This window comes from Methylobacterium sp. CM6244 (assembly GCF_054817885.1).
This window is the reverse complement of record NZ_CM139247.1, coordinates 4465702-4488529: the sequence shown is the minus strand read 5'-3', so window position 1 is coordinate 4488529 and position 22828 is coordinate 4465702. Positions and strand designations below refer to the sequence as shown.

The following is a 22828-nucleotide window of genomic DNA, read 5'->3' as shown; positions in this document are numbered from 1 at the left end:
CGTCACGGCGTGTTCTGTCTTCGTTCTCAATGCGAGTCGGAGACGGGCCATGCCGAAGACGCTGACCAGGATCAGGAACGAGGGTGAGGCGGAGCCGGGCCTGCACTGTCCGGTGGAGGATATCGCCCAGGCCTATCTGACGAGCACGGCGGGGGATGCGGAGATCGCGCTCCGCTGCGCCATCACCGACGCGCTGTCAGACCTGATGCAGGCCGAGCGTCGGGCCCGCGAGACCAGCCGGTTGATTTCGCGGGGTTACGTCCGCTCCGCCCTCAGGGGCTGAAGCGCGCGTTAAGCAGACCGCATCGCTTGAAGCGCGCCCCCGCCGGTGCATGTACCCTCGCATCACACCGAGGACGATCATGCGCCGCCGTCTCGCCACCCTCCTGTCCGCCTTCGCCCTCGCGGCGCTGACGCATCCCGCCTCGGCCGAGTTGCGCGTGACCATCGACAAGGAGGCGCAGCGCATGAGTGTCGCGGTGGACGGCGAGACCCGGCATGTCTGGCCGGTCTCAACGGGGCTCGCCCGCTACGACACGCCGAACGGCGCATATCGGCCGTTCCGGATGGAGAAGACGCACTTCTCTCGCGAATGGGACAACGCGCCGATGCCGCACGCGATCTTCTTCACGCCCGCCGGCCACGCGATCCACGCCACCCATCAGACCCGCCATCTCGGCCGCCCGGCCTCGCATGGCTGTGTCCGGCTCTCGCCGCGCAACGCCGCGACTTTGTTCGCGCTGGTGAGGCAGCAGGGGATGGGCGGGACGCGTGTCACCGTCGAGGGCAGCATTCATGCGCCCGTCGCCAACCTCCGTCGGTCCGAACCGCAGCGTGTGGCTCGCTCCTCGGAGCGCGCACGTCGCGTCGTCTCTCAAAGCGCGCGAGACCGGGCGTGGGAGCAGGAAAACTACTACGACGCTCCGGTCACACGTGTGTCTCGCAATCCGCTTGACGAACGTAGTGGGTACGGAACGGTCCTTGTCTACGGCGACGGATACTAGGGAGGGAGAACCCCTCCCTCCCGGTCGTCAGGGACCCGGTTCGGTTTCACTGCGTCTGCGACGCACCGGTCACCCGCCAGATCACCTTCCCCACATCGTCCGACACGAGCACCGCCCCGGTCTTGTCGAGGATCACGCCAACGGGCCGCCCCTGCGCCTTCTCGTCGGCATCGAGGAAGCCTGTGAGCGCCTCGACGGGTTGGCCGGTGGGCTTACCGTCCTTGAAGGGCACATAGATCACCTTGTAGCCGCTCTTCGGGCGGCGGTTCCATGAGCCGTGCTGGGCCACGAAGAGGCCGTTTGTCCACGCCTCCGGCAGGGTCGATCCGTTGGAGAAGGCGATGCCCAGAGACGCGGTGTGGGTGCCGACCGCGTAGTCCGGGGCGATGGCCTTGGCGACGAGGTCGGGCTTCTGCGGCGAGACCCGCTCGTCCACATGCTTGCCCCAGTAGTTGTAGGGCCAGCCATAGAAGCCGCCCTCCTTCACCGAGGTGACGTAGTCGGGCACGAGGTCGCTGCCGATCTCGTCACGCTCGTTCACCGCCGTCCAGAGCGCGCCGGTGGTGGGCTCGAAGGCGAGGCCGTTGGGGTTGCGCAGGCCGGTGGCGAATTCGCGCATCTGCTTCGTGCCGATCGTGTATTCCCAGATCGCGGCGCGGCCCACCTCCTTGTCGAGACCGTTCTCGCCGACATTGCTGTTCGAGCCCACGGTGACGAAGAGCTTGTTACCATCCGGGCTCGCGATGACGTTCTTAGTCCAATGGTGGTTGATGCCGGACGGTAGCTCGACCACCGTCTCGGGCTTCGCGGTGATCTCGGTCTGGCCCTGCGCATAGGGCACCTTCACCAGGGCATCGGCATTGGCGACGTAGAGATCGCCGCCCACCAGGGCCATGCCGAAGGGCGAGTGCAGGCCGGTGAGGAACATGTGGCGCTCCTCGGCAACCCCGTCGCCGTCCTTGTCGCGCAGGAGCACGATCCGGTCCGGGCTCGGCACGCCGGCGCCGGCCATGCTCTTCACCTTGTCGGCGACCCAGTCGGCGATGCCGGTGGAGGGGTCGTCGGTCTTGGGCTTGTTCGCCTCCGCCACCAGCACGTCGCCGTTGGGCAGGAGATACATCCAGCGTGGATGGTCGAACCCGGCCGCATAGGCCGCGACCTGAAGCCCCGCGGCCGGCTTCGGCTTGGCGCCGTTCTCCCAGCGGGCGACGCGGGCGATGTTGACGGTGGGCATCAGCGTGGGGTTCGGCGCGGGGAGGGTGGGGTCAGGTCCTATTCCGGCCGAGGCTTCGAGACTGGCCTTCTCGGGGTAGACGACGAAGCGGAGGAATGCCGCTCCGCCAAGAAGCACTACGCCCAAGGCCGCAAGGCCGAGCTTCGATCGATTCCGCATGGTGGTGACCCTGTATCCGCGCCCGAGCCGGACGCCCTTCGCTCAGATTACATGGGCGAGGTGAGATTTGGCTACGGCGAGGGAGGGATCACCCTGGGGCGGATCCCCGTCGCGCCACGGTCCGGTTCGTGACGCCATCGGGCTGGGACGGCCTCGGACGAGCGGTCTGCTCGCCCCGCACGGGCGCCCCGGCAAATCCGCCGAAATCCTCGCGGAACTGGTCGACGATCTCGCCGGAGGTCTCGATGCAGCGGCCGATGTATTCCGAGAGCGCGGGGGGAGGGGCAAAGCCCTCCGCCAGGAGGCGGGTATTGTCGAAGGTCACGTCGAGTTCGCAGAACCGGTAATAGGCCTGGAGCGCCCGGAACATCGCCACCTTGATGGCCTCGTCCATGCCGAAGACCTCGGTGAAGCGCCTGTGAAGGGTCGCCCGGTCGCGGGCGGAGAATTCCTCGTAGCGGCGCGGACCCTCGGCCGGGTCGACGCGATCGAGGGTGCGGCCGAGTTCGCTCCAGCGGGTGCGGCTCACCGTGCCGGCGGAGAGGTGGTAGGTGCCGTGGGCGAGGGCGGGCCTCGCGAGCATCTCCACCAGGGTGTCGGCCACCCAGTCGGTGGGGACGATGTCGACGGTCCCGTCACGTGAGCCGGCGACGAGCCGAAGCCGGTCGCAGGCGCGGATCACCCAGAGGATGCTCGAACCCGGCCGGGCGCCCAGCGTCGAATGGCCGAGCACGATGGAGGGGCGCGCCACGATCAGGGGCAGGTCCGCGAAACCGGCCGCGAGCGACGTCTCGGCGGCGGCTTTGGACGCGCTGTAATGCACGAGATGCGCGGCGTCGGGGTCGGGGTAGCGGGTCTCGTCCACCATGGTGGGCGGCTTGCCGCCGCAGATCATCGCCGTGCTCACATGCAGGAAACGGTCGAGCCGCGGCATCCGCGCCGCGCGCCGGGCCAGGGCCAGGGTGCCGTCATGGTTGGTCCGGTGCACCTTCTCCTGCGCCCACCACGAGGTGTCGGCGGCCAGATGCAGAACCTGCGTCACGGAATCGAGACGCGGATCGGCGATCTGGTCGGCCTTGGTGAAATCGCCCGCCACGATCTCCACGCGCTGTGCCATCCGCTGGGCGTTCAGGGCACTCGTGAAGCGGCCGAGACGCGCCGCGATGCGCTGACGCCCGGCCTCCTCGTCGGAGGCGCGCACTAGGCAGACCCATTCGGCATCGGTTTTCGCCACCAGGGCGCGGTGCAGGACAGCACCGCCGATGAGCCCTGTCGCACCTGTCAGAAGAATTCGACTCACAGCACTCGCTCCAAGGACTGCACATCCGGGCGGACGTTTCGGCAGCCCAAAGATAGTTAAGGGATCGTTAACAAGATGCTGACAAGTGTATGGAAATTAATACGTAAAATTTTCCCTATCTATGCCGGGTTCAGTCGAATCATGGTTAAGAAACATCGTTAATTTTGTATTATATCTTGCGCCGTGAGGCTGACTACGCTCGGGACCGAGGTGCATCCACCCGATTGACCGAGCCTAAACCTGTCATTGCATGACCTGCGTCCATCCACGCGAAGATCGCAGTCTGGGAAAACTCGATATCAGGTCCGCCAGGGCAACTTGCGCCACGCAGCGGGGCATCACAGGTAGGATGCGACGCGGGGCGTCCCCCCGTTCATTGCGAGGAGCAACGACTATGGATGGCGAAGTCTACGGTGCGCTGGGGCAGCCCGGCATGGGATTGTTCATGGCCATCCTCATCGGCGCCCTGGCGGGCTGGCTCGCAGAACAGTTCACCGCCGCGAATATGGGCCTCTTCGCCAACATCGCGATGGGCATCCTCGGCGGCCTGCTGGGGAACTACCTCGCCGCCAAGCTCCACATCCCGATCTACGGCTTCTGGCGCAACCTCATCTCGGCGACCGTGGGCGCGGTCATCATCATCACCATCTACCGGGCGATCCGCGGGCGCGGCATGAGCTACTGACAGGTTCGGCGGATCGTTTCCCGATCGTTTGCGATGCGGTGGCCGAGCCATTACGTTCCGGCCTGAGCACCGGCACGTTGCCGGCGCAGCTTGCCCGGTATGCCATGGCCGTCGTCCTCGACCTCCTGCGAAACGACCAGCGCCCCCGGCACCCGGAAAAGGCGCATCGCCCCGACAACCCGATCCAGCGCAAGCCCGACTGGATCCGGGTGAAGGCCCCGGGTTCGCCGGGCTGGAACGCCACCCGCGCCATCGTGAAGGAGCACGGCCTCGTCACGGTCTGCGAGGAGGCGGGCTGCCCCAATATCGGCGAGTGCTGGGAGAAGAAGCACGCCACCTTCATGATCATGGGCGACACCTGCACGCGGGCCTGCGCCTTCTGCAACGTGCGCACCGGCCTGCCGAACGCCCTCGACGACGACGAGCCCGCCAAGATCGCCGATTCGGTGGCCAAGCTCGGCCTGCATCACGTGGTCATCACGTCGGTGGATCGCGACGACCTCGCCGATGGCGGGGCGATGCATTTCTTCCGCACCATCCGGGCCATTCGCGAGCGTAGCCCCAACACCACGATCGAGGTGCTCACCCCCGATTTCCTTCGCAAGGATGGGGCGCTGGAGCTCGTCGTGGAGGCGCGGCCCGACGTGTTCAACCACAACATGGAGACGGTGCCGGGCAATTACCTCACCGTCCGCCCCGGCGCGCGCTACTTCCATTCGGTCCGCCTGCTGCAGCGGGTGAAGGAGCTCGACCCCACCATCTTCACCAAGTCCGGCATCATGGTCGGCCTCGGCGAGGAGCGGAACGAGATCGTCCAACTCATGGACGACCTGCGTTCGGCGGATGTGGACTTCCTCACCATCGGCCAGTACCTGCAGCCGACGAAGAAGCACCACGAGGTGAGGCGCTTCGTCCCGCCGGAAGAATTCAAGACCCTTGAAACCACGGCCTATTCCAAGGGTTTCCTCCTCGTCTCGGCGACGCCCCTGACCCGCTCCTCGCACCATGCAGGCGAGGATTTTTCTCGATTGAAGGCCGCCCGGCTCGCTCGGCTCGCGCCTGCCAACGCCTGAGGGCCGATGCCTTCCTTCCGGATCAACCGCGCGGTGCGCCACTCGCCGCAGCAGATGTACGACCTCGTGGCCGACGTGGAACGCTATCCGGAATTCCTGCCGCTCTGTGAATCCCTGCGCGTCCTGCGCCGCCAACCCGGCGCGGACGGGACGGAAATTCTCGTTGCCGAGATGGGGGTGGGCTACAAGGCGATCCGCGAGCGCTTCACCACCCGCGTCACCCTCGATCCGCAGAACCTGAAGATCGTCGCCGAATACATCGACGGGCCGTTCCGACACCTCGAGAACCGCTGGGGTTTCAAGGAGAAATCTCCCGCCGGCTGCGACGTCGACTTCTTCATCAACTACGAGTTCAAGAGCCGCACCCTCGGCCTCCTCATGGGAACGATGTTCGACCGCGCCTTCCGCAAATTCACCGATGCGTTCGAGGGCAGGGCGGACCGGGTGTACGGCGCCGCCTGACGCGCCGGTGCCCGTTCTCTGACGGGCTACTGGATCCACACATCTGCTCGACGGCCGTTTCTCTACCTATGAGGGGTCGACATGAGGCGCGACCGTCTCCCTCTCGTGGAAGGAGAGGGAGCCCGCGCATCCCGCGAGATGTGTGGCACCGTAGCTTAACGGGACAGGCGGACGGATGCCGCGCGGGGCCCTAGATACCGGGGTGCAGCGCCACCGGAGAACACCCCGTGAGACCGATCCCGATTCTCGCCCTCGCCCTCGCCTTGAATGCGGGCCTCTCCGGCTTCGCCATGGCGGACCAGCCCGGCCCCGACTGGCTGCCCATGGATCAGGTCAAGAAGGCGCTGATGGCCGAGGGCTACACCGAGATCACGAAGCTCGAGGCCGATGACGGCCATTGGGACGGCGAGGGCATCAAGAACGGCCAAAAGATGAAGTTCGATGCCGATCCGAAGACGGGCGCGATCCTCGGCGAAGTCGCCGATTGAAAGCCAGTCTGATCGGATGTCTCAGCGGATGGCGAGACCGAAGTCGATCATCCAATCAGACCACCTCATCCTGAGGTGATGCCGCACAGCGGCGGCCTCGAAGGAGACCTCCAGATCGCTCGATGCTGGCGGGAAGCCTCCTTCGAGGCCGCTACGCGTCACCTCAGGATGAGGTTGAGCCTTGGAAAAGCAACTGACATAGGCCTCAATCCGTCCCGACGGGCTCCACGGCCCGGCCGAACAGCTCCAGCGTCTCTGCCACGGCCGCGCGGCGGATTTCGCCCCGGCCGAGATCGCCGAAACGGCGTTCGATATGTCGGGTCGCGGCACCCCGGCGGGCGAGGCCGAAATGCACGAGGCCCACGGGCTTCGCCTCGCTGCCGCCGCCCGGGCCGGCGATGCCAGTGATCGAGACCGCCACATCCGCATGCGAATGGGCGAGCGCTCCCTCCGCCATGGCGCGAGCCACGGATTTGCTCACCGCCCCGTGGGTCGCGATGAGATCGGCCGGCACACCGAGCATCTCGGTCTTGGCCTCGTTGGAATAGGTGACGAAGCCGCGCTCGACCACCGCCGAGGAGCCGGGAACGGCGGTGAGCAGCCCGGCAACGAGGCCGCCCGTGCAGGATTCGGCGCAGGCCGCACGGAGGCCGGCAGCGGCATAGGCCGCCACCAGCGCCTCGGCGCGGGCGAGGAGCGCCGGGTCGTCGATCACGCCGCGTCTTCTTCCGGCAGGCGGATCGTCGCCGCCGCCTGGGCCGCGAGCCCCTCGGCGCGGCCAACGAAGCCGAGCTTCTCGGTGGTCGTCGCTTTGATCGAGACCGAACTCAGCTTCACGCCGCAGATCTCCGCGATGCGGGCGCGGATGGCCTCGCGATGGGCGCCGATGCGCGGGGCTTCCGCCAGGACGGTGATGTCGAGATGGTCGATCCGGCCGCCCCGGTCGCGGACGAGCTTCACCGCATGGGCCAGGAACCGGTCGGACGAGGCGCCGCGCCATTGCTCGTCGCTGGGCGGGAAATGCGTGCCGATGTCGCCATCCGCGATCGCCCCCAGCAGGGCATCGGTGAGGGCGTGCAGCGCCACGTCCCCGTCGGAATGGGCCAGCACGCCGCGATCGGCGGGAATCTTCACGCCGCCGAGCCAGACATGGTCGCCCTCCGTGAAGGCGTGGACGTCGAAGCCGGTCCCGAGGCGGGTCACGTAGGTCGTCATGGAATCGGTCTCTGGTTCTGAAGGCAGCACATCGCTGCCGGAAAAGCCGCGGTCGGCCTCGATCAGGTCGGAGGGTTGGGTGATCTTGCGGTTGCGCGGATCGCCCTCGAACACCACCACGTCGAGCCCCGCCCATTCGGCCAAAGCCCCGTCATCGGTGAAGCCGTGGAGCTCCGCCTCCGCCGCCTGGCGATGGGCGGCGAGGAGGGGCGCGAAGGCGAAGGCCTGAGGGGTCTGCACGGCGCGCAGGGATTCGCGGGCAGGGGTCTCGCGCACCCGGCCGATACCCGGGCCGACATCCTCGACGATCTTGATCGTATCGGTGACGGCGATGCCGGGCACGGCCGCGCCATGGTCCCGGCCGGCCACGAGGGCCCGGTCGATTAAGGCCGTGTCCACATGCGGACGGGCGGCATCGTGGACGAGGACGAGGCCCGGCGCGCCTGTCACCGCCGGCGTTGCGGCCAGGGCTTCGAGGCCGGCCCGAACGGATTGCTGGCGCGTGGCGCCGCCCTCGACGGGGGCCGCGAGCTTGGCGCGCAGAACGGGGTCGAGTTCCGCGACGCAGGCGTGATAGAACGAGGCCGCGTCCGCGGCGATCACGGGCTGGATCACCGCGAGGTCGGGATGGGCCGCCAGTGCGGCGAGGGTCCGGGTGAGGACCGCGCGTCCGCCGACGCTGCGATATTGCTTGGGAACGTCACCGCCGATGCGGATCCCGCGGCCGGCTGCGACGACCACCGCGGCGTTCCAGGCGGTGCCGGACATGGAAAAGTGCTCCCGCATCAGTTCGAGGTAGCGTGAATGGCTGGGGTGGTCTGTCGTTTAAGCGGGGCATAGCCTGAAATCAAATCGCGCAAGGCGCTTGCGTCGCCCCGCCGATTGTCTATTTGTTGGGCACAATGAAAGCTGATGATTATTTGAGCGTTCTGCGCTCGGGCGATGGCCAGGGGCAGGCCGGCGAGAGGGCAGGCGCCGCGGCTTCGGTGCCGGTCCTGCTCGCCCCCCTATCGGGCGTCACCGACCTGCACATGCGTCGCATTGCGCGGCGTCTGGGTGCAAGCGCCGTCGTCTCGGAAATGGTAGCGGCGGCCGAATTCGCCCGTGGGGCGGAGGAGGCGCGCCTGCGGGCCGAGGGGAGCGGTGTCGATCCCCATGTGGTCCAGCTCGCCGGCTGCATGCCCGATTCGATGGCGGAGGCCGCGCGTTTGGCCGAGGCGAACGGCGCCGACGTCATCGACATCAATATGGGCTGCCCGGCCAAGACCGTCACCGGCGGCGAGGCGGGCTCCGCCCTGATGCGCGACATCGAGGGGGCCACGCGCATCCTCGCCGCCGTCCGCGAGGCGGTGGCGATTCCGGTCACGGTCAAGATGCGCCTCGGCTGGGACCATGCGAGCCTCAACGCCCCCGATCTCGCTCGGCGCGCCGAGGGGCTCGGCCTCGCGGCGGTGACGGTGCACGGGCGCACCCGCCAGCAATTCTACAAGGGCCAGGCCGATTGGGCCGCCATCCGCGCCGTGGTGGACGCGGTCTCGATTCCGGTCATCGCCAATGGCGACGTGGTGGATCTCGCCGGTGCGCGGGCCTGCCTCGCCGCATCGGGCGCTGCCGGGTTGATGATCGGGCGTGCGGCCGTGGGTCGTCCCTGGCTCGTGGGCGAGATCGCCGCCGGTCTCGCCGGCCGGGCACCGCGCTCCCTCGACGCCGAAGAGAAGGCCGCCCTGGCCCTCGAGCATTACCAGGGGCTGATAGCGCTCTACGGCCCCGCCATGGGCGTGCGCCACGCGCGCAAGCATCTGGCGGCCTATGTGGACGATGTCGGCGCCCTCGGTCTGGATGACCGGACACGGCTTCTCACCACGACCGACCCGACAATCGCGGCCGACCTTCTACTGAGGGCGATGCGGCCCCTGCGCGAACCGTCCATCACCGAGGAGGCAGCGTGAGCGCGGACAAGGACTATGGCGGAAGGACCCGCCCATTGCCTTCGAGTGAGGCGGTGATCAACGCGCTGCCGCTGCCGGTTCTGACCATCGGCGCGGATGACCGCATCCTTCACGTGAACCACGCGGGGGAGACGTTCTTCGATCATTCCGCCCGGTTGATGCAGCGCCGGCACTTGCGCGACATCATCCCGTTCTCGTCCCCGATCAGCGCTCTCGTGGCCGAAGTGCGCCGCCGCAAGGCGAGCGTCAGCGAATACGGCGTCGAACTGGTTCAGCCGCGCTCCGGCCTGGAGCGCAATGTCGACGTCTTCGCGACCCCCCTCGGCGACGAGGAGGACGCGGTGGTGATGATGCTGCAGGAGCGCACCATCGCCGACAAGATGAACCGGCAGCTCACCCATCGCGGCGCCGCCCGCTCGATGATCGCGCTGGGCGCCATGCTCGCCCACGAGATCAAGAACCCGCTCGCGGGCATCCGCGGGGCGGCCCAGCTCCTCGAACAATCGGGCACCGAGGACGACCGCCTGCTCACCCGGCTGATCTGCGACGAATCCGACCGGATCGTCCGCATCGTCGAGCGGATGGAGCTGTTCGGCGACGAGCGCCCGGTCGAACGAGGCCCCGTCAACGTCCACGGCGTGCTCGATCAGGTGAAGCGGTCTGCCCAGTCGGGCTTTGCCCGGCACATCCGCTTCGTCGAGACCTACGACCCGTCGCTGCCGCCGGTCCTCGGCAATCGCGATCAGTTGATCCAGGTCATCCTCAACCTGGTCAAGAACGCCGCCGAGGCCATCGGCGCCGATGCGGTGGACGGCGAGATCACACTCTCCACCGCCTTCCGTACGGGGCTGAAGATGCAGGTTCCGGGCTCGCGCGAGCGGGTCAGCCTGCCCATTGAAGTCGCGGTGCGGGATAACGGGCCGGGGGTTTCGGCCGAGCTTTTGCCCGACCTGTTCGACCCGTTCGTGACCACCAAAGCCCAGGGGTCCGGCCTCGGACTTGCATTGGCTGCCAAGATCATCGGCGATCATGGTGGCATCGTCGAATGCGATCCGGTGCCGCGCCGCACCACTTTCCGTCTCCTCCTTCCCATGTCGAGCGCCCGTGACGGGCGCGAATCGGTCGTGGAGCAATAGAGTCGCGTCATGCCCAACGGCCACATCATCGTCGCGGACGACGACGCTGCGATCCGCACCGTCCTCAACCAGGCCCTGTCACGGGCGGGCTACGAAGTCCGCTCGACAGGCAATTGCGCCACGCTCTGGCGCTGGGTCGCGCAAGGGGAGGGCGATCTCGTCATCACCGACGTGATGATGCCGGATGAGAACGTGTTCGACCTGCTGCCGCGCATCAAGCGTGTCCGGCCGGAACTGCCGATCATCGTCATGAGCGCGCAGAACACGTTCATGACCGCGATCCGCGCCTCCGAGCGCGGGGCCTACGAATACCTGCCCAAGCCCTTCGACCTGAAGGAGCTCATCGCCATCGTCGGCCGGGCGCTCTCGCGGCCGCGCGGCACGCCCGCCCCCGGCGCCGATCCGGGCAACGAGGACATCCCGCTGGTCGGCCGTTCGCCGGCGATGCAGGAGATCTACCGGGCCCTCGCCCGCCTCATGCCCACCGACCTCACGGTGATGATCACCGGCGAGTCGGGCACCGGTAAGGAGCTGGTGGCCCGCGCGCTGCACGATTACGGCCGTCGCCGCTCCGGGCCGTTCGTGCCGGTGAACATGGCGGCGATCCCGCGCGACCTCATCGAATCCGAACTCTTCGGCCACGAGAAGGGCGCCTTCACCGGCGCGCTCTCGCGCTCGGCCGGGCGGTTCGAGCAGGCGGAGGGCGGCACGCTCTTCCTCGACGAGATCGGCGACATGCCGATGGAGGCCCAGACCCGCCTGCTGCGCGTGCTGCAACAAGGCGAGTACACCACGGTCGGCGGCCGGGTCCCGATCAAGACCAATGTCCGCATCATCGCGGCCACCAACAAGGACCTGCGTGTCTCGATTCAGCAGGGCATCTTCCGCGAGGATCTGTTCTTCCGGCTCAACGTCGTGCCGCTGCGCCTGCCGGCGCTGCGCGAGCGCTCGGAGGACGTGCCGGACCTGATCCGTCACTTCTTCATCCTGGTGGAGAAGGAGGGTCTCAGCCGCAAGCAGCTCGACGGCGAGGCGATGGAGCGCCTGAAGCGCTATCGCTGGCCCGGCAATGTGCGCGAACTCGAGAACCTCGTCCGCCGCCTCGCCGCCCTGTATCCGCAGGAAACGATTACCGGCCCGGTCATCGAGGCCGAGCTCGACACGCTGCCGCTGGCGCAGCCACAGGCCAACGGGTCCGGTGCGCGCAAGGCCGGCGCGGCGGACAACGAGACGCTGTCGGCCGCGGTGGAGCGGCATCTCGCCGAGTATTTCAGCGGTTATCGCGACACGCTGCCCCCTCCCGGCCTCTACCACCGAATCCTGCGCGAGATCGAAGGCCCGCTGATCGGCGCGGCGCTCGCCGCCACGCGCGGCAACCAGATCCGCGCGGCGGAACTGCTCGGCGTCAATCGCAACACCCTGCGCAAGAAGGTGCGGGACCTCGACCTTCAGGTCTTCCGCAACGCACGGTGAGCCCGCGCGACACGTCCGGCGAACCAGGGGACCTGTTCCATTTCAGCGAGGACCCGACGATCCGGGTCTTCGCGCCGCGCCCCGTCCGCGTCGGCGTGGATCGCGGACAGGCGGGAGCCTGGCTGAACGGTCCCCTGGTCTGGGCGATCGATGCGGCCCACAGCCTGCTCTACCTGTTCCCGCGCGACTGCCCGCGCATCGTGATCTGGCCGACCGAACGGACCTCGTCGGAGGATCGGCGTGTATGGTTCGGCGACGTCACCGGCCGCGCCGTCGCCTATGTGGAGGAGGCCTGGGCGGAGAGGATCGCGACCGCCGCGATCCAACGCTACCGGATGCCGGCCGAGACCTTCGAGCCCACCGGCGAGCCCGGCACCTGGGTCTCTCGAAGCCCGGTCGTCCCTGTTGGCCACGACACGATCCGGGACCTGCCCGCCGCGATGAAGGCGCAAGGCGTCGAACTCCGCCCCCTCCCGCGCCTCACCCCCCTGGCGCCGATCTGGCGCTCCACCCTGCACGCGAGCGGCATCCGCTTGAGGAACGCGCAGGCTTGGGTCACGCCGGAGGGCGGACCGCCGAGGCCGATCGCACTTCCTCTTGCGCGGTGAGGAAATGCTCGGGTTGACCGGAACGGCTGGTCAAACAACAACTTCTGGCCCAACAAGAATGGCGCACGGCAATATTTACAATAAATTTCTGTACATACTAAAAATTATAGCTTGCCATTTGCGATTCATAATCAGTCAAAACATAATATAACTGTCGCTATTACGCGTTGTGAAGAAACTTTTCACAATCAATTTAATAACTATTCGGTCATTATATTGTTTTTATAGATATCTATATAGACACATACGAAGAAATGTCACTTAATTAACGCGGAACGGCAAATCACAACAAACACTTCCTAAGTGTGATGTTAGCGCCACTCGATAAAGTTCAAAAAACCATTATTCGATCGCCTGACGCGTTTGTCCGAGGAGAGAACGTTTGGCCGAGGATCATGGTCGCTCTCCTTTCCGGACATGGCTTTCGATCTCGGTGCTCGGCATCGCCGCGTTCACGATGGTCTCGACTGAATTCGCCCCGATCGGGCTGATGTCGCAGATGGCTGGCGATCTCGGCGAATCCCAGGCCACGATCGGCTTCACGGTCACCCTCTACGCCTGGTTCGGAGCCCTCAGCGGTCTTCTCGCGCCGACACTTGTCGGACGCCTCCCGCGCAAAGCTCTCCTGATCGGATTGATGCTCGTCATCGCCGCGTCGAACGCGATCACGCTTATGTCGCCGTCCCTGGAGTCGCTGTTCCTCGCCCGCTTCGTGGGCTCAGTGGCACACGGCATCTTCTGGGCGACGGTCGCCGCCTTTGCCATGGACATCGCCCCGCCTCACCGAACGGGGCTGGCAACCTCCATCGTCTTCGGCGGCATTTCCGTCGCCGCGGTCATGGGTGTTCCGGCGGTGAACATGGCGGGGCAGGTGATGGGGTGGCGCGGAGCCTTCGGCGCGCTTGGGCTGCTCGGTCTGCTCACGGCCGTTTCGATGATGGTGACGCTTCCCAACCTGACGACATCAACGCGCGGCCGGGAGGCGACACTCGCCGATGCCATCGGTCAGCGGACGCTCCGACCGATCTACGCCATCACCGCGCTGATCGGGGCGGTTCATTTCTCGGCCTACACCTTTGCCGAGCCGTATATCGCCGCGCTTCCGGGCATCCTGCCGACGACGGTCCCGATTTTCCTCTTCGCCTTCGGTGCGGCAGGCCTTCTCGGCAGCGTTCTCGGCGCATTGTTGATCGATCGTTTCCTGCGCGAGGTCATCCTGTGTGCGCTCACGGCGATGGGAATGGCCCTGATCCTAATGGGAACGTCGAGTACGGTCCTCGGTCTTCTCGGCGTCGGAGCATGCCTCGTGGTCTGGGGCGCGGCGATCTCGATGCTTTTCGCGACGTTGCAGACCTGGATTTTGAAGGCAGCCGGCCCGCTGGCAACGCCGGCGGCAGCCGTTCACACGGCCGTCCTGAACGCGGCGATCGGCATCGGCGCCATGGCGGGATCCGCCCTGCTCGATCGATGGGGGCCCTTCACCGTCATGCTCGGTGCCGGGATCGGCGCGATCCTGACACTGGGCTTCGCCCTCATCCCGCAGGGACGGAGGAGACAGACCATTTGAAGAATTCCCCGCCCGACACAGCGCCCGTCATTCGCATCGCGGCAGCGTTGATCTTCGATTCGCACGGCCGAACGCTCCTCGTTCGAAAGCGAGGGTCCTCGTTCTTCATGCAGGCGGGAGGAAAGATCGAGCCGGGAGAAACCCCGCTCGCGGCTTTGGGGCGCGAGCTGAAGGAAGAGCTGGGCGTGGAGCTTCCGTCCGAAGCATCCTATCTCGGCCGCTTCGTCGCGGAAGCCGCGAACGAAGACGGCCACTGGGTGGACGCCGAACTTTACGGCTTCGACCTCGACCAGCCCGTCTCTCCCGCAGCCGAAATCGAAGAGGTGGTCTGGGTTTCCGAGACGACGCTGCCAACGATCGAGCTTGCCCCCCTGACAGCCAACCAAGTCATTCCGCTGGCCCGGCGAATGCACCTGTCAAAGTTGTAAATCTCACTTCATCGAACAGACAAAGGTCGATGGGCACCATACGGCAAAGCGCGGGCGGGTTTCCCCGTCCGCGCTTCGAAAGATCAACCCAGCCGCGAGGGTCAGGACGTGGGCGTCAGGCCATGGCGGGTTTGGCCGTCAGGGCGCGCGTCTCGCCGAGACCGAGCCAGTTCCGGCGCATGGGCTTGAGGACGAAGTAGGCGAGGATCGCGGTCAGCACGTCGAGGGTGATGATGATCGCGAAGACCGGGAGCCAGGAGCCCTGGACCAGGTAGATCCAGGCGGCGATCGGTCCGCCGAAGAGCGAGCCGATGCCCTGCGCCATGTAGAGGAAGCCGTAATTGGTGGTGGCGTGCTTGGTGCCGAACGTGTCGGTGAGGATCGAGGGGAACAGCGAGAAGATCTCGCCCCAGGCGAAGAAGACGACGCCCGAAAGCAGGGCGAAGGCGTAAGCGTTCTCGCGGAAGACGAGGAGCAGCGCGATGGCCACCGCCTCGGCGGCAAACGCGATGCCCATCGTGTTCTCACGGCCGATCTTGTCCGACACCCAGCCGAAGAAGGGCCGGGTGAGGCCATTGGTGATGCGGTCGAAGGTGAGGGCGAAGGGCAGGGCCACGAAGCCGAAGATGATCGCGTCGGCCACGCCGAAGTCGCGGGCGAAGGACGCGAAGTTCGCCACCACCATCAGGCCGCCGGTGGACATCATCGTCATCATCGCGAACATCAGCCAGAACAGAGGCGTCTTCAGCATCTCCTTCGGGGCGGTGTCGTGGACACAGGTCGAGAGGTTGCGGGCCGGGGCCGGCAGGACCTCGTCGGCGCGGGGAGCCCTCAGGCCGAGGGCGGCCAGTGCGCCGATGACGCCGAGGATAATGCCGAACACCGTCAGCGTGTGGCGGTAGCCCGAGGCGGTAAGCATGTCGCTGATGGGGAAGGTGCTCAGCATCGCGCCCATGCCGTAGCCGGCGGCGACCACGCCCACGGCGAAGCCGCGGCGATCGGGAAACCATTTCACCATCAGGCCGACGATGCCGACATAGACGATGCCGGTGCCCAGACCGCAGAACAGGCCGTAGGTGGCGTAGACGCCCCAGAGCGTGTCGACGCGGGCGGCCAGCACCCAGCCGAGGCCCGAGAGGATGGCGCCCAACGCGATCATCAGCTTGGGGCTGAACCGGTCGATCAGGTAGCCCTGGACCGGCGAGAAGAAGGTCTGAAGCACGATCAGGATCGTGAAGGTCCATTGCAGCTGCGGCAGGCTCGCGCCCGTCGTCGCGATGAGCGGCTTGGTGAACAGGGTCCAGACGTATTGCGGGCTGGAGATCGCCATCATGGCCACGAGGCCGAGGCCGAGTTGTATCCAGCGCTGCCGGGAAAGATTCGTATCCATTATGCACTCCATGCTGCGGGCACGGAGACGCAAAGTGTATACCAATTGAACCGACGGGGTCGTCAGCCGGTGGCGGAGACCAGCCAGCAACCCGCATTCAGGGCGACGGCCCCCGAGACGGCGCGCGTCGTGAAGTCGTCGCTCACCCTGCGCAGGGCCTCCACGCGGATCGATGCCGGCTGATCGCGCAGGAGTCGGGAGACGGGGCCGAGCTCGGTGGCGAAATCCGCGGCGGCCTCCGCCGCGGTGGGGCCCGCGCCGTCACCGGACCGGGCGAGGGTGAGCGGGCGGTCGACGGCCTCGACGGTGATGTCACGGAAGCCGGCCTCCGCCAGCACGGCACGAATGGTCTCCGCTTCGGCGAAGCGGAACGGCCCGGGCGCGTCCGGAGGACCCGGCTCGGGTTCCGGCACGAGGGGTAGGACGAGGTCCCTCGGCACGGTGATCCAGGGATTGTCCTCGATTCGCCGCCAGCACAGGAAGGTCAGGCTGCCACCGGGAACCAGGGCCTTGCGGATGTTGGCGAAGGCGGCGGCCGAATCGTCGAAGAACATGATTCCGAAGCGCGAGATCGCGTGTTCGAAAACCGACGCGCCGAAATCGTGGCTCTGCGCGTCCGCCTCGATGAACGCGATCGGCGCGCCGGCGGAAGCCTCGAGTCCGGCCCGCTCGCGCGCGACGGCGAGAAGGGGCGCGGAGAGATCGCCCGCCACCACATGTCCCCCGGCACCGAGATGACGCGCGGCGGCGATGGCGCAATCACCGGCGCCGCAGCCGATATCCAGCACCGAGCCGTCCACCCGAAGGCGTGCCGCATCGAGCAACGCGGTGGTGAGAGGGGCGAAGACAGCGTCGATCCGGCGCTGATTGCGGGCCCAGCGCGCGCCGACCTCGCCGTTCCAGTACTCGCGCTGGGTGATCGCGCCATCCGCCATCATAAACCGTCCGGTCTCTGGGTCTCGATCGTCCGGTCCCCGGCGGGGACCCGTCTCACAGGCCGGCCGAACCGCCATCCGAGCGTGGATCGTGGACCGCCTCGATCCGCCCGTTGCCAGGATGGCGGACCAGCATGCCGGCATGGCCCAGGGAATCGATGTAGGAACCGCCGAGTTCCTCGATCTCGTGGCCCATCGAGCGCAGCTCGGCGATACAGGCCGGATCGAACCGGTCCTCCACCTTCACGCTCAGGGATTCGGCACCCCATGTGCGCCCGTAGAGCAGGCGCGGCGCGTCGACGGCCTCGGCCGGGCTCATGCCATAATCGGCATACCGCGAAAAAATCTGGGCCTGGAATTGCGGTTGCCCGTCGCCGCCCATGCTGCCGTAGGACATCACGCGCCCGTCGTCGAAGGCGGCCAGTCCGGGGATCAGGGTGTGGAACGGCCGGCGCCCCGGCTCCAGGGGGTTCACCGCGCCCTTGTCCAGGGAGAACGAGGTGCCGCGGTTCTGCCAATGGATGCCGGTCTTCGGCAGGACGATCCCCGAACCGTATTCCCAGTAGATCGACTGGATGTAGGAGACGGCCAGACCGTCCTTGTCGATGGCGCCCATCCAGACCGTGTCGCCGTCGCCCGGTCCCCGGAGGGGCACGGAGGCGGCGCGACGCATGTCGATCTGAGCCGCCTCGCGGTCGAGGCGCTCCGGGGTGAGGAAGCTCGCCGGATCGACGCTCAACCGGTCGTAATCGGTGACCGTGCGGTCGCGGATGGCGAAGGCGCGCTTCGTCGCCTCGATCAGCCCGTGATACTGCGCCGTGCTCTCGGGCCGCGAAATCTTCAGCCGTTCGAAGATGCCGAGGATGATGAGCGCGGCGAGTCCCTGGGTGGGCGGCGGGAAGTTGTAAAGCGTCGCGTCGCGACGGCGCAGGGACAGGGCCGCCCGCTCTCGCGGCGCGTAGGCTTCGAGATCGGCCCGCGTCACCGGCGAACCGAGGCGGTCGAGATCGGCGGCGATCTCGCGGCCGAGGTCGCCCCGGTAGAAATCGTCGAGCCCCGCATGGGCCAATTGTTCGAGCGTATCGGCGAGGGCCGGCAGGCGGCGCGTGGCGCCAGCGGCGAAGGGCTTGCCCCCGTCGAGGAAGGTCTGCGCGAAACCGGGCTGGTCGTGCAGCGTGTCGAGCTCCTTCGGCACGTAGCGCGCCTCGGAGGGCGACACCGCGCAGCCCTGGCGCGCATGGCGGATCGCATCCGACAGCAAGGTCTCGAGGGGGAGCCGGCCGCCCAGCGCCTTGGCGAGGTCGAGGGCGAGCCGCCAACCGCCGATGGCGCCGGCCACGGTCAGGGCCGCATCCGGCCCGCGCGAGGGGATCGTTTCATGGCCCTGGCTGCGATAGCGAGCGACCGTGGCGAGAGACCCGGCCGGACCGCAGGCCTCGATGCCGCGCACCCGGCCGCCCGGTTCGCGAACCAGCCAGAAACCGTCGCCTCCGATGCCGTTCATATGCGGATAGACCACGGCGATGGTCGCCGCCATGGCCGCCATCGCCTCGATGGCGTTGCCGCCTTGCGCCAGAACGGTCTGTCCGGCGGTGGCGGCCAGGTGGTGAGGCGCGGCAACGGCGGCGGAGGAATAGACGGGCGTCTCGGGCATCATGAACTCGGTGTGAGGAAAGGCGTGAGGATAATGTATTTTTACGCTCGGTCGACAGTGACCTGTCCCTGGCAAGAACCGGACGCAGCCTGCTGCGGCAGCATCGGTTTCACCGCTCGAAGCGTCGTGTGAGGCCGCGCTGCATGAACGTTTTCCGCCGATACGCCTGCCCGATTCGTATTAATTTCGCCACACTGTTGTGGCGACGCATCAGCCATGGCGTGGCTTCGACGTTCCAGACAATCGGCCGCCTCGGGAGACGACGTCTCCCCGCAGGGCGAGCCCGAACCGCATAACAGACGGGCGCCGCCGCGCGGGCCCGGCTGGGTCGGTGCGCTCGTCGTCAGCACCGCCCTGGTCTCGGCCATCGCGACCTTCCTGATCCTCGCCGGGGTCATCCGGGTCACGCCGACGCCGACGATCGGCCTGACGCTGCTGGGCATCAACGTCTTCCTCGTCCTCAGCCTGTTCGTCGTCATCGGCTGGGAGGCGCGGGTCTTCCTGCATGCGCGCCGGGCCAATGCGGCCGTGGCACGCCTGCATACCCGCATCGTCGGGCTGTTCAGCCTCATCGCGATCCTGCCCACGGTGCTCCTGGCCGTCGTGGCGGCGGTGACGATCGATCGCGGATTGTCGCTCGGCTTCACCGACCGCGTCCGCGACGTGGTGCTGAAATCCGTCGAGGTGGCCGACGCCTACCAGGAGAACCAGTGCCAGTCGCTCGCCCGCGAGATCCGCATCCTCAACGACGACCTCACGCGGGCGCGGCCGAATTTCGACGTGAACCGGCAATGGTTCGAGAACTTCCTGACCACACGGGCGACGGCGCTCGGCCTGCCGGTCGCCGAGATCATGCGGGGGCCGAACGAGGTCGTGGCCCGCGCCAAGATCGACATCCTGAAGGAACGCCGGCTCCCCTCCGCCGCGGCCTTCGAGGAGGCGGCCAAGTCCAACGAGACGATCTGCCTGCGGCCGAGCGAGGGTCGGATCTTCGCCGCCCTGCTGCAGATGCCCGCCTATGACGGGGCCGTGCTGCTGGTGCAGCGCGAGGTGAGCCAGCTCGCCGTCGACTTCCCCGGCGTCTCGCGGGCGGCCGCCGCCGAGTACCTCACCTACGATTCCCTCAAGCGCTCGATCCAGATCAGCTTCGCCTCGATCTTCGTGCTGATCGCACTGATCGCCCTGCTGTCGGCGGTCTGGTTCGGCCTCAACTTCGCCAACCGGTTCGTGGCGCCGATCCGCCGGCTGATCAACGCAGCCGACCAGGTCGCCTCGGGCAATTTCTACGCTCAGGTCCCGGCCCGGAAGAGCGACGGCGACCTCGCCCATCTCGGCGAGAGCTTCAACAAGATGACCCAGGAGCTGAGGCGCCAGCACGACGGGCTGACGGCCGCGAGCGAACTCATCGACCGGCGCCGCCGGTTCACCGAAGCGGTGCTTGCCGGCGTCTCGCCCGGCGTCATCGGCGTCGACGCGGCCGGCCTCGTCACCATCGCCAACCCCTCCATCGAGCGCACATTGGGGCTCAAGGCGGACGCGATCATCGGCAAGCCGCTGGTCCAGGCCGTGCCCGAGCTTCAGGCCATCCTTCCGGAGGGAGGGGAGGGCCGCCTGCGCGCCCTCCAGCAGCAGATCCAGCTGACCCGCGACGGGCGCGAGCGCACGGTCACCGTGCGCGTCACCAGCGAGCAGGCCCAGGGCGGCGCCCGCGGCTTCGTGGTGACGCTGGACGACATCACCGACCTCGTCACGGCCCAGCGCACCTCGGCCTGGGCGGATGTCGCCCGCCGCATCGCCCACGAGATCAAGAACCCGCTGACCCCGATCCAGCTCTCGGCCGAGCGCATCCGGCGCAAATACGGCAAGGTCATCGTCGCGGACAAAGACGTGTTCGACCAGTGCACGGCGACGATCATCCGCCAGGTGGACGAGATCAAGCGCATGGTGGACGAGTTCTCGTCCTTCGCGCGGATGCCGAAACCCGCCATCGCCCGGAACGACCTCAGCGAGATCGCCAAACAGAACCTGTTCATGATGCGGGTAGCGCATCCCGACATGGAGTTCGGCTTCACCGAAGCCGGGCAGGACCGCCTGCATGCCGCCTTCGACATCAGGCTCCTGTCGCAGGCGATCACCAACATTCTCAAGAACGCGGTGGAGGCCGTTTCCGCCGTGCCCGAGGCCGAACTGGGCAAGGGCCGGGTCGATCTGCGCCTCCTCGTCGAGGAGGGGTTCGCGGTGATCGAGATCACCGACAACGGCAAAGGCTTCCCCGTCGAGGGGCGCCAGCGGCTGCTCGAGCCCTATATGACCACCCGCGAGGGCGGCACCGGGCTCGGGCTCGCGATCGTCAGCAAGGTGCTCGAAGAGCATGGCGGTGGCATCGAACTGAACGACAATCCAGAGGGCAGGGGCGGTCGCGTGCGGATGCGCGTGCCGCTCGATACCCAGGAAAAGAAGCCGGAGGGGACACCTTCCGCGCAGGCTGAGAAGGTTGCCGCACAGACGGCACCCCCAATCGCGGAGATGACGTCATGAGCGCCGATATTCTGATCGTCGACGATGAGGCCGACATCCGCGACCTCGTCGCCGGCATTCTCGACGACGAAGGCCACCGGACCCGCACGGCCGGAGGCTCCGACGAGGCGCTCGCCGCCATCGAGTCGCGTCGCCCTCACCTCGTCTTCCTCGACATCTGGCTGCAGGGTTCGCGCCTCGACGGGCTGCAGGTGCTCGACCAGATCAAGCTCGGGCATCCCGACCTGCCCGTGGTGATGATTTCGGGCCACGGCAACATCGAGACGGCGGTGGCCGCCATTAAGGCGGGCGCCTACGACTTCATCGAGAAGCCGTTCAAGGCCGATCGTCTGGTCCTGGTCGCCGAACGCGCCCTCGAAGCCTCCCGGCTCAAGCGCGAGGTGCGTGACCTCAAGGCGCGCTCAGGACAGGCGAGCCGTCTCGTCGGCGGGTCCGTGGCGGTGAACCAGCTGCGCCAGACCGTGGAGCGGGTGGCCCCCACCAATGCACGCGTGATGATTCTGGGCGCGCCGGGTTCGGGCAAGGAACTCTCGGCGCGGACGCTGCACGCCTCGTCGACCCGCGCGAGCGGCCCGTTCGTGGTCATCAACGCGGCGATGATCACCCCCGAGACCATGGAAGCGGAACTGTTCGGCGTCGAGGCCGGTGAGGGCCGCGCCCGCCGGGTGGGCGCCCTGGAGGAGGCCCATGGCGGCTCCCTCTATATCGACGAGATCGCCGACATGCCGCGCGAGACCCAGAACCGCATCCTGCGGGTGCTGGTGGACCAGAACTTCCAGCGCGTCGGCGGCACCACCCGCGTCCATGTGGACGTGCGCATCATCTCCTCCTCCTCGCGCGATCTCGCCGAGGAGATCGCCGCGGGCCGCTTCCGCGAAGACCTGTTCCACCGCCTTTCCGTGGTGCCGATCCGGGTGCCGTCCCTGTCCGAGCGGCGCGAGGACGTGCCGGAACTCATCAACTTCTTCATGGAGCAGATCTCGACCGCCACGGGGCTCGCCCGCCGGCGTATCGCCGAGGACGCCATGGCGGTGCTGCAATCGCACGACTGGCCCGGCAACATCCGTCAGCTGCGCAACAACGTCGAGCGGCTGATGATCCTCACCCATACCGACCCGGAGCAGGAGGTGACCTCCGAGATGCTTCCCACCGAGATCGGCGCCCTGGTGCCGACGACGCCGAACGGGGCGGGCGGCGAGAAGCTGATGAGCCTCGCCTTGCGCGAGGCGCGCGAGATCTTCGAGCGCGAATATCTGATCGCGCAGATCGCGCGATTCTCCGGAAACATATCGCGGACCGCCGAGTTCATCGGGATGGAACGCTCGGCCCTGCACCGCAAGCTGAAGTCGCTCGGCATCGGCCCCTGAGGGCCCGGGCGACCTTCACCTTACATGTACGTGCCCCTTGCATGTGCGTGACAATGAACGTGTAATAGTCGAGGTTGTCTGTTTTCACCGGTCTGCTACGCATTCAAACCAACAAGAACCCGCCAGTCACGGCGGGCGGCAGGTTTATAAGAAGGATTAATAA

Annotated in this window: 21 protein-coding genes; 14 read left to right on the top strand and 7 right to left on the bottom strand. The window is 67.1% G+C overall.

Annotation, left to right across the window (positions count from 1 at the left end; translation table 11 throughout):
- Positions 1-49: 49 nt before the first annotated feature.
- Both ACYQML_RS21030 and ACYQML_RS21025 read left to right on the top strand, forming a co-directional pair.
- Positions 50-283 (top strand): hypothetical protein, encoded by a 234-nt coding sequence (locus ACYQML_RS21030; protein ID WP_424753635.1) that lies wholly within the window; start codon positions 50-52, stop codon positions 281-283.
- A 79-nt stretch (positions 284-362) separates the two neighbouring features.
- Positions 363-1004, top strand: coding sequence for a L,D-transpeptidase (locus ACYQML_RS21025; protein ID WP_419953845.1), 642 nt, complete (start codon positions 363-365; stop codon positions 1002-1004).
- 46 nt (positions 1005-1050) lie between these two features.
- On the opposite strand, the gene ACYQML_RS21020 is transcribed toward ACYQML_RS21025, so the two are convergent.
- The gene (locus tag ACYQML_RS21020; RefSeq protein WP_461233938.1) at positions 1051-2397 is read right to left on the bottom strand and encodes a PQQ-dependent sugar dehydrogenase; all 1347 of its coding nucleotides are present in this window, start codon (positions 2395-2397) and stop codon (positions 1051-1053) included.
- Between the two features lie 88 nt (positions 2398-2485).
- Positions 2486-3697, bottom strand: coding sequence for an SDR family oxidoreductase (locus ACYQML_RS21015; protein ID WP_461233937.1), 1212 nt, complete (start codon positions 3695-3697; stop codon positions 2486-2488).
- Between the two features lie 394 nt (positions 3698-4091).
- Between ACYQML_RS21015 and ACYQML_RS21010 the strand changes: the two genes are divergently transcribed.
- From ACYQML_RS21010 to ACYQML_RS20995, 4 genes are all read left to right on the top strand, one after another.
- Positions 4092-4382 (top strand): GlsB/YeaQ/YmgE family stress response membrane protein, encoded by a 291-nt coding sequence (locus ACYQML_RS21010; RefSeq protein ID WP_056433378.1) that lies wholly within the window; start codon positions 4092-4094, stop codon positions 4380-4382.
- Positions 4383-4486: 104 nt separating this feature from the next.
- Positions 4487-5455, top strand: a complete 969-nt coding sequence (gene lipA, locus ACYQML_RS21005) for a lipoyl synthase (protein ID WP_056433729.1) — start codon at positions 4487-4489, stop codon at positions 5453-5455.
- Positions 5456-5461: 6 nt separating this feature from the next.
- A complete protein-coding gene (locus tag ACYQML_RS21000; protein WP_461233936.1) occupies positions 5462-5917 on the top strand; it encodes a type II toxin-antitoxin system RatA family toxin in 456 nt (151 codons plus the stop codon).
- Between the two features lie 227 nt (positions 5918-6144).
- Positions 6145-6405: a PepSY domain-containing protein gene (locus ACYQML_RS20995; protein WP_461233935.1), complete on the top strand. Its 261-nt coding sequence runs from the start codon at positions 6145-6147 to the stop codon at positions 6403-6405.
- A 205-nt stretch (positions 6406-6610) separates the two neighbouring features.
- On the opposite strand, the gene ACYQML_RS20990 is transcribed toward ACYQML_RS20995, so the two are convergent.
- Positions 6611-7120 (bottom strand): CinA family protein, encoded by a 510-nt coding sequence (locus tag ACYQML_RS20990; RefSeq protein WP_461233934.1) that lies wholly within the window; start codon positions 7118-7120, stop codon positions 6611-6613.
- On the bottom strand, positions 7117-8388 hold the full coding sequence (locus ACYQML_RS20985; protein WP_419953841.1) for a bifunctional 2-C-methyl-D-erythritol 4-phosphate cytidylyltransferase/2-C-methyl-D-erythritol 2,4-cyclodiphosphate synthase: 1272 nt from the start codon (positions 8386-8388) through the stop codon (positions 7117-7119). Before ACYQML_RS20985 ends, ACYQML_RS20990 begins: the two co-directional genes overlap by 4 nt.
- 134 nt (positions 8389-8522) lie before the next feature.
- Here ACYQML_RS20985 and dusB point away from each other — a divergent pair, with 134 nt between their 5' ends.
- From dusB to ACYQML_RS20955, 6 genes are all read left to right on the top strand, one after another.
- Positions 8523-9569, top strand: a complete 1047-nt coding sequence (gene dusB / locus ACYQML_RS20980) for a tRNA dihydrouridine synthase DusB (protein ID WP_461233933.1) — start codon at positions 8523-8525, stop codon at positions 9567-9569.
- Positions 9566-10705, top strand: coding sequence for a two-component system sensor histidine kinase NtrB (locus ACYQML_RS20975; protein WP_056433362.1), 1140 nt, complete (start codon positions 9566-9568; stop codon positions 10703-10705). Before dusB ends, ACYQML_RS20975 begins: the two co-directional genes overlap by 4 nt.
- A gap of 9 nt (positions 10706-10714) precedes the next feature.
- Positions 10715-12178: a nitrogen regulation protein NR(I) gene (ntrC, locus tag ACYQML_RS20970; RefSeq protein ID WP_056157473.1), complete on the top strand. Its 1464-nt coding sequence runs from the start codon at positions 10715-10717 to the stop codon at positions 12176-12178.
- Positions 12175-12786 (top strand): DUF6886 family protein, encoded by a 612-nt coding sequence (locus ACYQML_RS20965; RefSeq protein ID WP_461233932.1) that lies wholly within the window; start codon positions 12175-12177, stop codon positions 12784-12786. The genes ntrC and ACYQML_RS20965 overlap by 4 nt, the downstream gene beginning before the upstream one ends.
- A 382-nt stretch (positions 12787-13168) precedes the next feature.
- The gene (locus ACYQML_RS20960) at positions 13169-14353 is read left to right on the top strand and encodes an MFS transporter (protein ID WP_461233931.1); all 1185 of its coding nucleotides are present in this window, start codon (positions 13169-13171) and stop codon (positions 14351-14353) included.
- Positions 14350-14781 carry an NUDIX hydrolase gene (locus tag ACYQML_RS20955; RefSeq protein WP_461233930.1) on the top strand — a complete coding sequence of 144 codons (432 nt, stop codon included), beginning with the start codon at positions 14350-14352 and terminating at the stop codon, positions 14779-14781. Before ACYQML_RS20960 ends, ACYQML_RS20955 begins: the two co-directional genes overlap by 4 nt.
- Positions 14782-14896: 115 nt before the next feature.
- Here ACYQML_RS20955 and oxlT read toward each other — a convergent pair whose 3' ends face one another.
- The 3 genes from oxlT to ACYQML_RS20940 all read right to left on the bottom strand — a co-directional run bounded on the left by oxlT (position 14897) and on the right by ACYQML_RS20940 (position 18760).
- The gene (gene oxlT, locus ACYQML_RS20950) at positions 14897-16171 is read right to left on the bottom strand and encodes an oxalate/formate MFS antiporter (protein ID WP_207411449.1); all 1275 of its coding nucleotides are present in this window, start codon (positions 16169-16171) and stop codon (positions 14897-14899) included.
- 62 nt (positions 16172-16233) lie between these two features.
- Positions 16234-17109, bottom strand: a complete 876-nt coding sequence (locus tag ACYQML_RS20945) for a class I SAM-dependent methyltransferase (RefSeq protein WP_461233929.1) — start codon at positions 17107-17109, stop codon at positions 16234-16236.
- A gap of 52 nt (positions 17110-17161) precedes the next feature.
- Positions 17162-18760 carry a gamma-glutamyltransferase family protein gene (locus tag ACYQML_RS20940; protein ID WP_461233928.1) on the bottom strand — a complete coding sequence of 533 codons (1599 nt, stop codon included), beginning with the start codon at positions 18758-18760 and terminating at the stop codon, positions 17162-17164.
- A 216-nt stretch (positions 18761-18976) separates the two neighbouring features.
- Between ACYQML_RS20940 and ACYQML_RS20935 the strand changes: the two genes are divergently transcribed.
- Both ACYQML_RS20935 and ntrX read left to right on the top strand, forming a co-directional pair.
- Positions 18977-21298 (top strand): sensor histidine kinase NtrY-like, encoded by a 2322-nt coding sequence (locus tag ACYQML_RS20935; protein WP_056433347.1) that lies wholly within the window; start codon positions 18977-18979, stop codon positions 21296-21298.
- The gene (ntrX, locus tag ACYQML_RS20930; protein ID WP_056433342.1) at positions 21295-22665 is read left to right on the top strand and encodes a nitrogen assimilation response regulator NtrX; all 1371 of its coding nucleotides are present in this window, start codon (positions 21295-21297) and stop codon (positions 22663-22665) included. Before ACYQML_RS20935 ends, ntrX begins: the two co-directional genes overlap by 4 nt.
- Positions 22666-22828 lie beyond the last annotated feature (163 nt).

What these genes read in the sequence shown, in the direction of transcription:
- dusB (WP_461233933.1), top strand. Translation starts at nt 8,523, where the DNA reads ATGAAAGCTGATGATTATTTGAGCGTTCTGCGCTCGGGCGATGGCCAG.
- ntrX (WP_056433342.1), top strand. Translation starts at nt 21,295, where the DNA reads ATGAGCGCCGATATTCTGATCGTCGACGATGAGGCCGACATCCGCGAC.
- ntrC (WP_056157473.1), top strand. Translation starts at nt 10,715, where the DNA reads ATGCCCAACGGCCACATCATCGTCGCGGACGACGACGCTGCGATCCGC.
- oxlT (WP_207411449.1), bottom strand. Translation starts at nt 16,171, where the DNA reads ATGGATACGAATCTTTCCCGGCAGCGCTGGATACAACTCGGCCTCGGC.
- ACYQML_RS20985 (WP_419953841.1), bottom strand. Translation starts at nt 8,388, where the DNA reads ATGTCCGGCACCGCCTGGAACGCCGCGGTGGTCGTCGCAGCCGGCCGC.
- ACYQML_RS20935 (WP_056433347.1), top strand. Translation starts at nt 18,977, where the DNA reads ATGGCGTGGCTTCGACGTTCCAGACAATCGGCCGCCTCGGGAGACGAC.
- ACYQML_RS20945 (WP_461233929.1), bottom strand. Translation starts at nt 17,109, where the DNA reads ATGATGGCGGATGGCGCGATCACCCAGCGCGAGTACTGGAACGGCGAG.
- lipA (WP_056433729.1), top strand. Translation starts at nt 4,487, where the DNA reads ATGGCCGTCGTCCTCGACCTCCTGCGAAACGACCAGCGCCCCCGGCAC.
- ACYQML_RS21000 (WP_461233936.1), top strand. Translation starts at nt 5,462, where the DNA reads ATGCCTTCCTTCCGGATCAACCGCGCGGTGCGCCACTCGCCGCAGCAG.
- ACYQML_RS21025 (WP_419953845.1), top strand. Translation starts at nt 363, where the DNA reads ATGCGCCGCCGTCTCGCCACCCTCCTGTCCGCCTTCGCCCTCGCGGCG.
- ACYQML_RS21030 (WP_424753635.1), top strand. Translation starts at nt 50, where the DNA reads ATGCCGAAGACGCTGACCAGGATCAGGAACGAGGGTGAGGCGGAGCCG.
- ACYQML_RS21010 (WP_056433378.1), top strand. Translation starts at nt 4,092, where the DNA reads ATGGATGGCGAAGTCTACGGTGCGCTGGGGCAGCCCGGCATGGGATTG.
- ACYQML_RS20940 (WP_461233928.1), bottom strand. Translation starts at nt 18,760, where the DNA reads ATGCCCGAGACGCCCGTCTATTCCTCCGCCGCCGTTGCCGCGCCTCAC.
- ACYQML_RS21020 (WP_461233938.1), bottom strand. Translation starts at nt 2,397, where the DNA reads ATGCGGAATCGATCGAAGCTCGGCCTTGCGGCCTTGGGCGTAGTGCTT.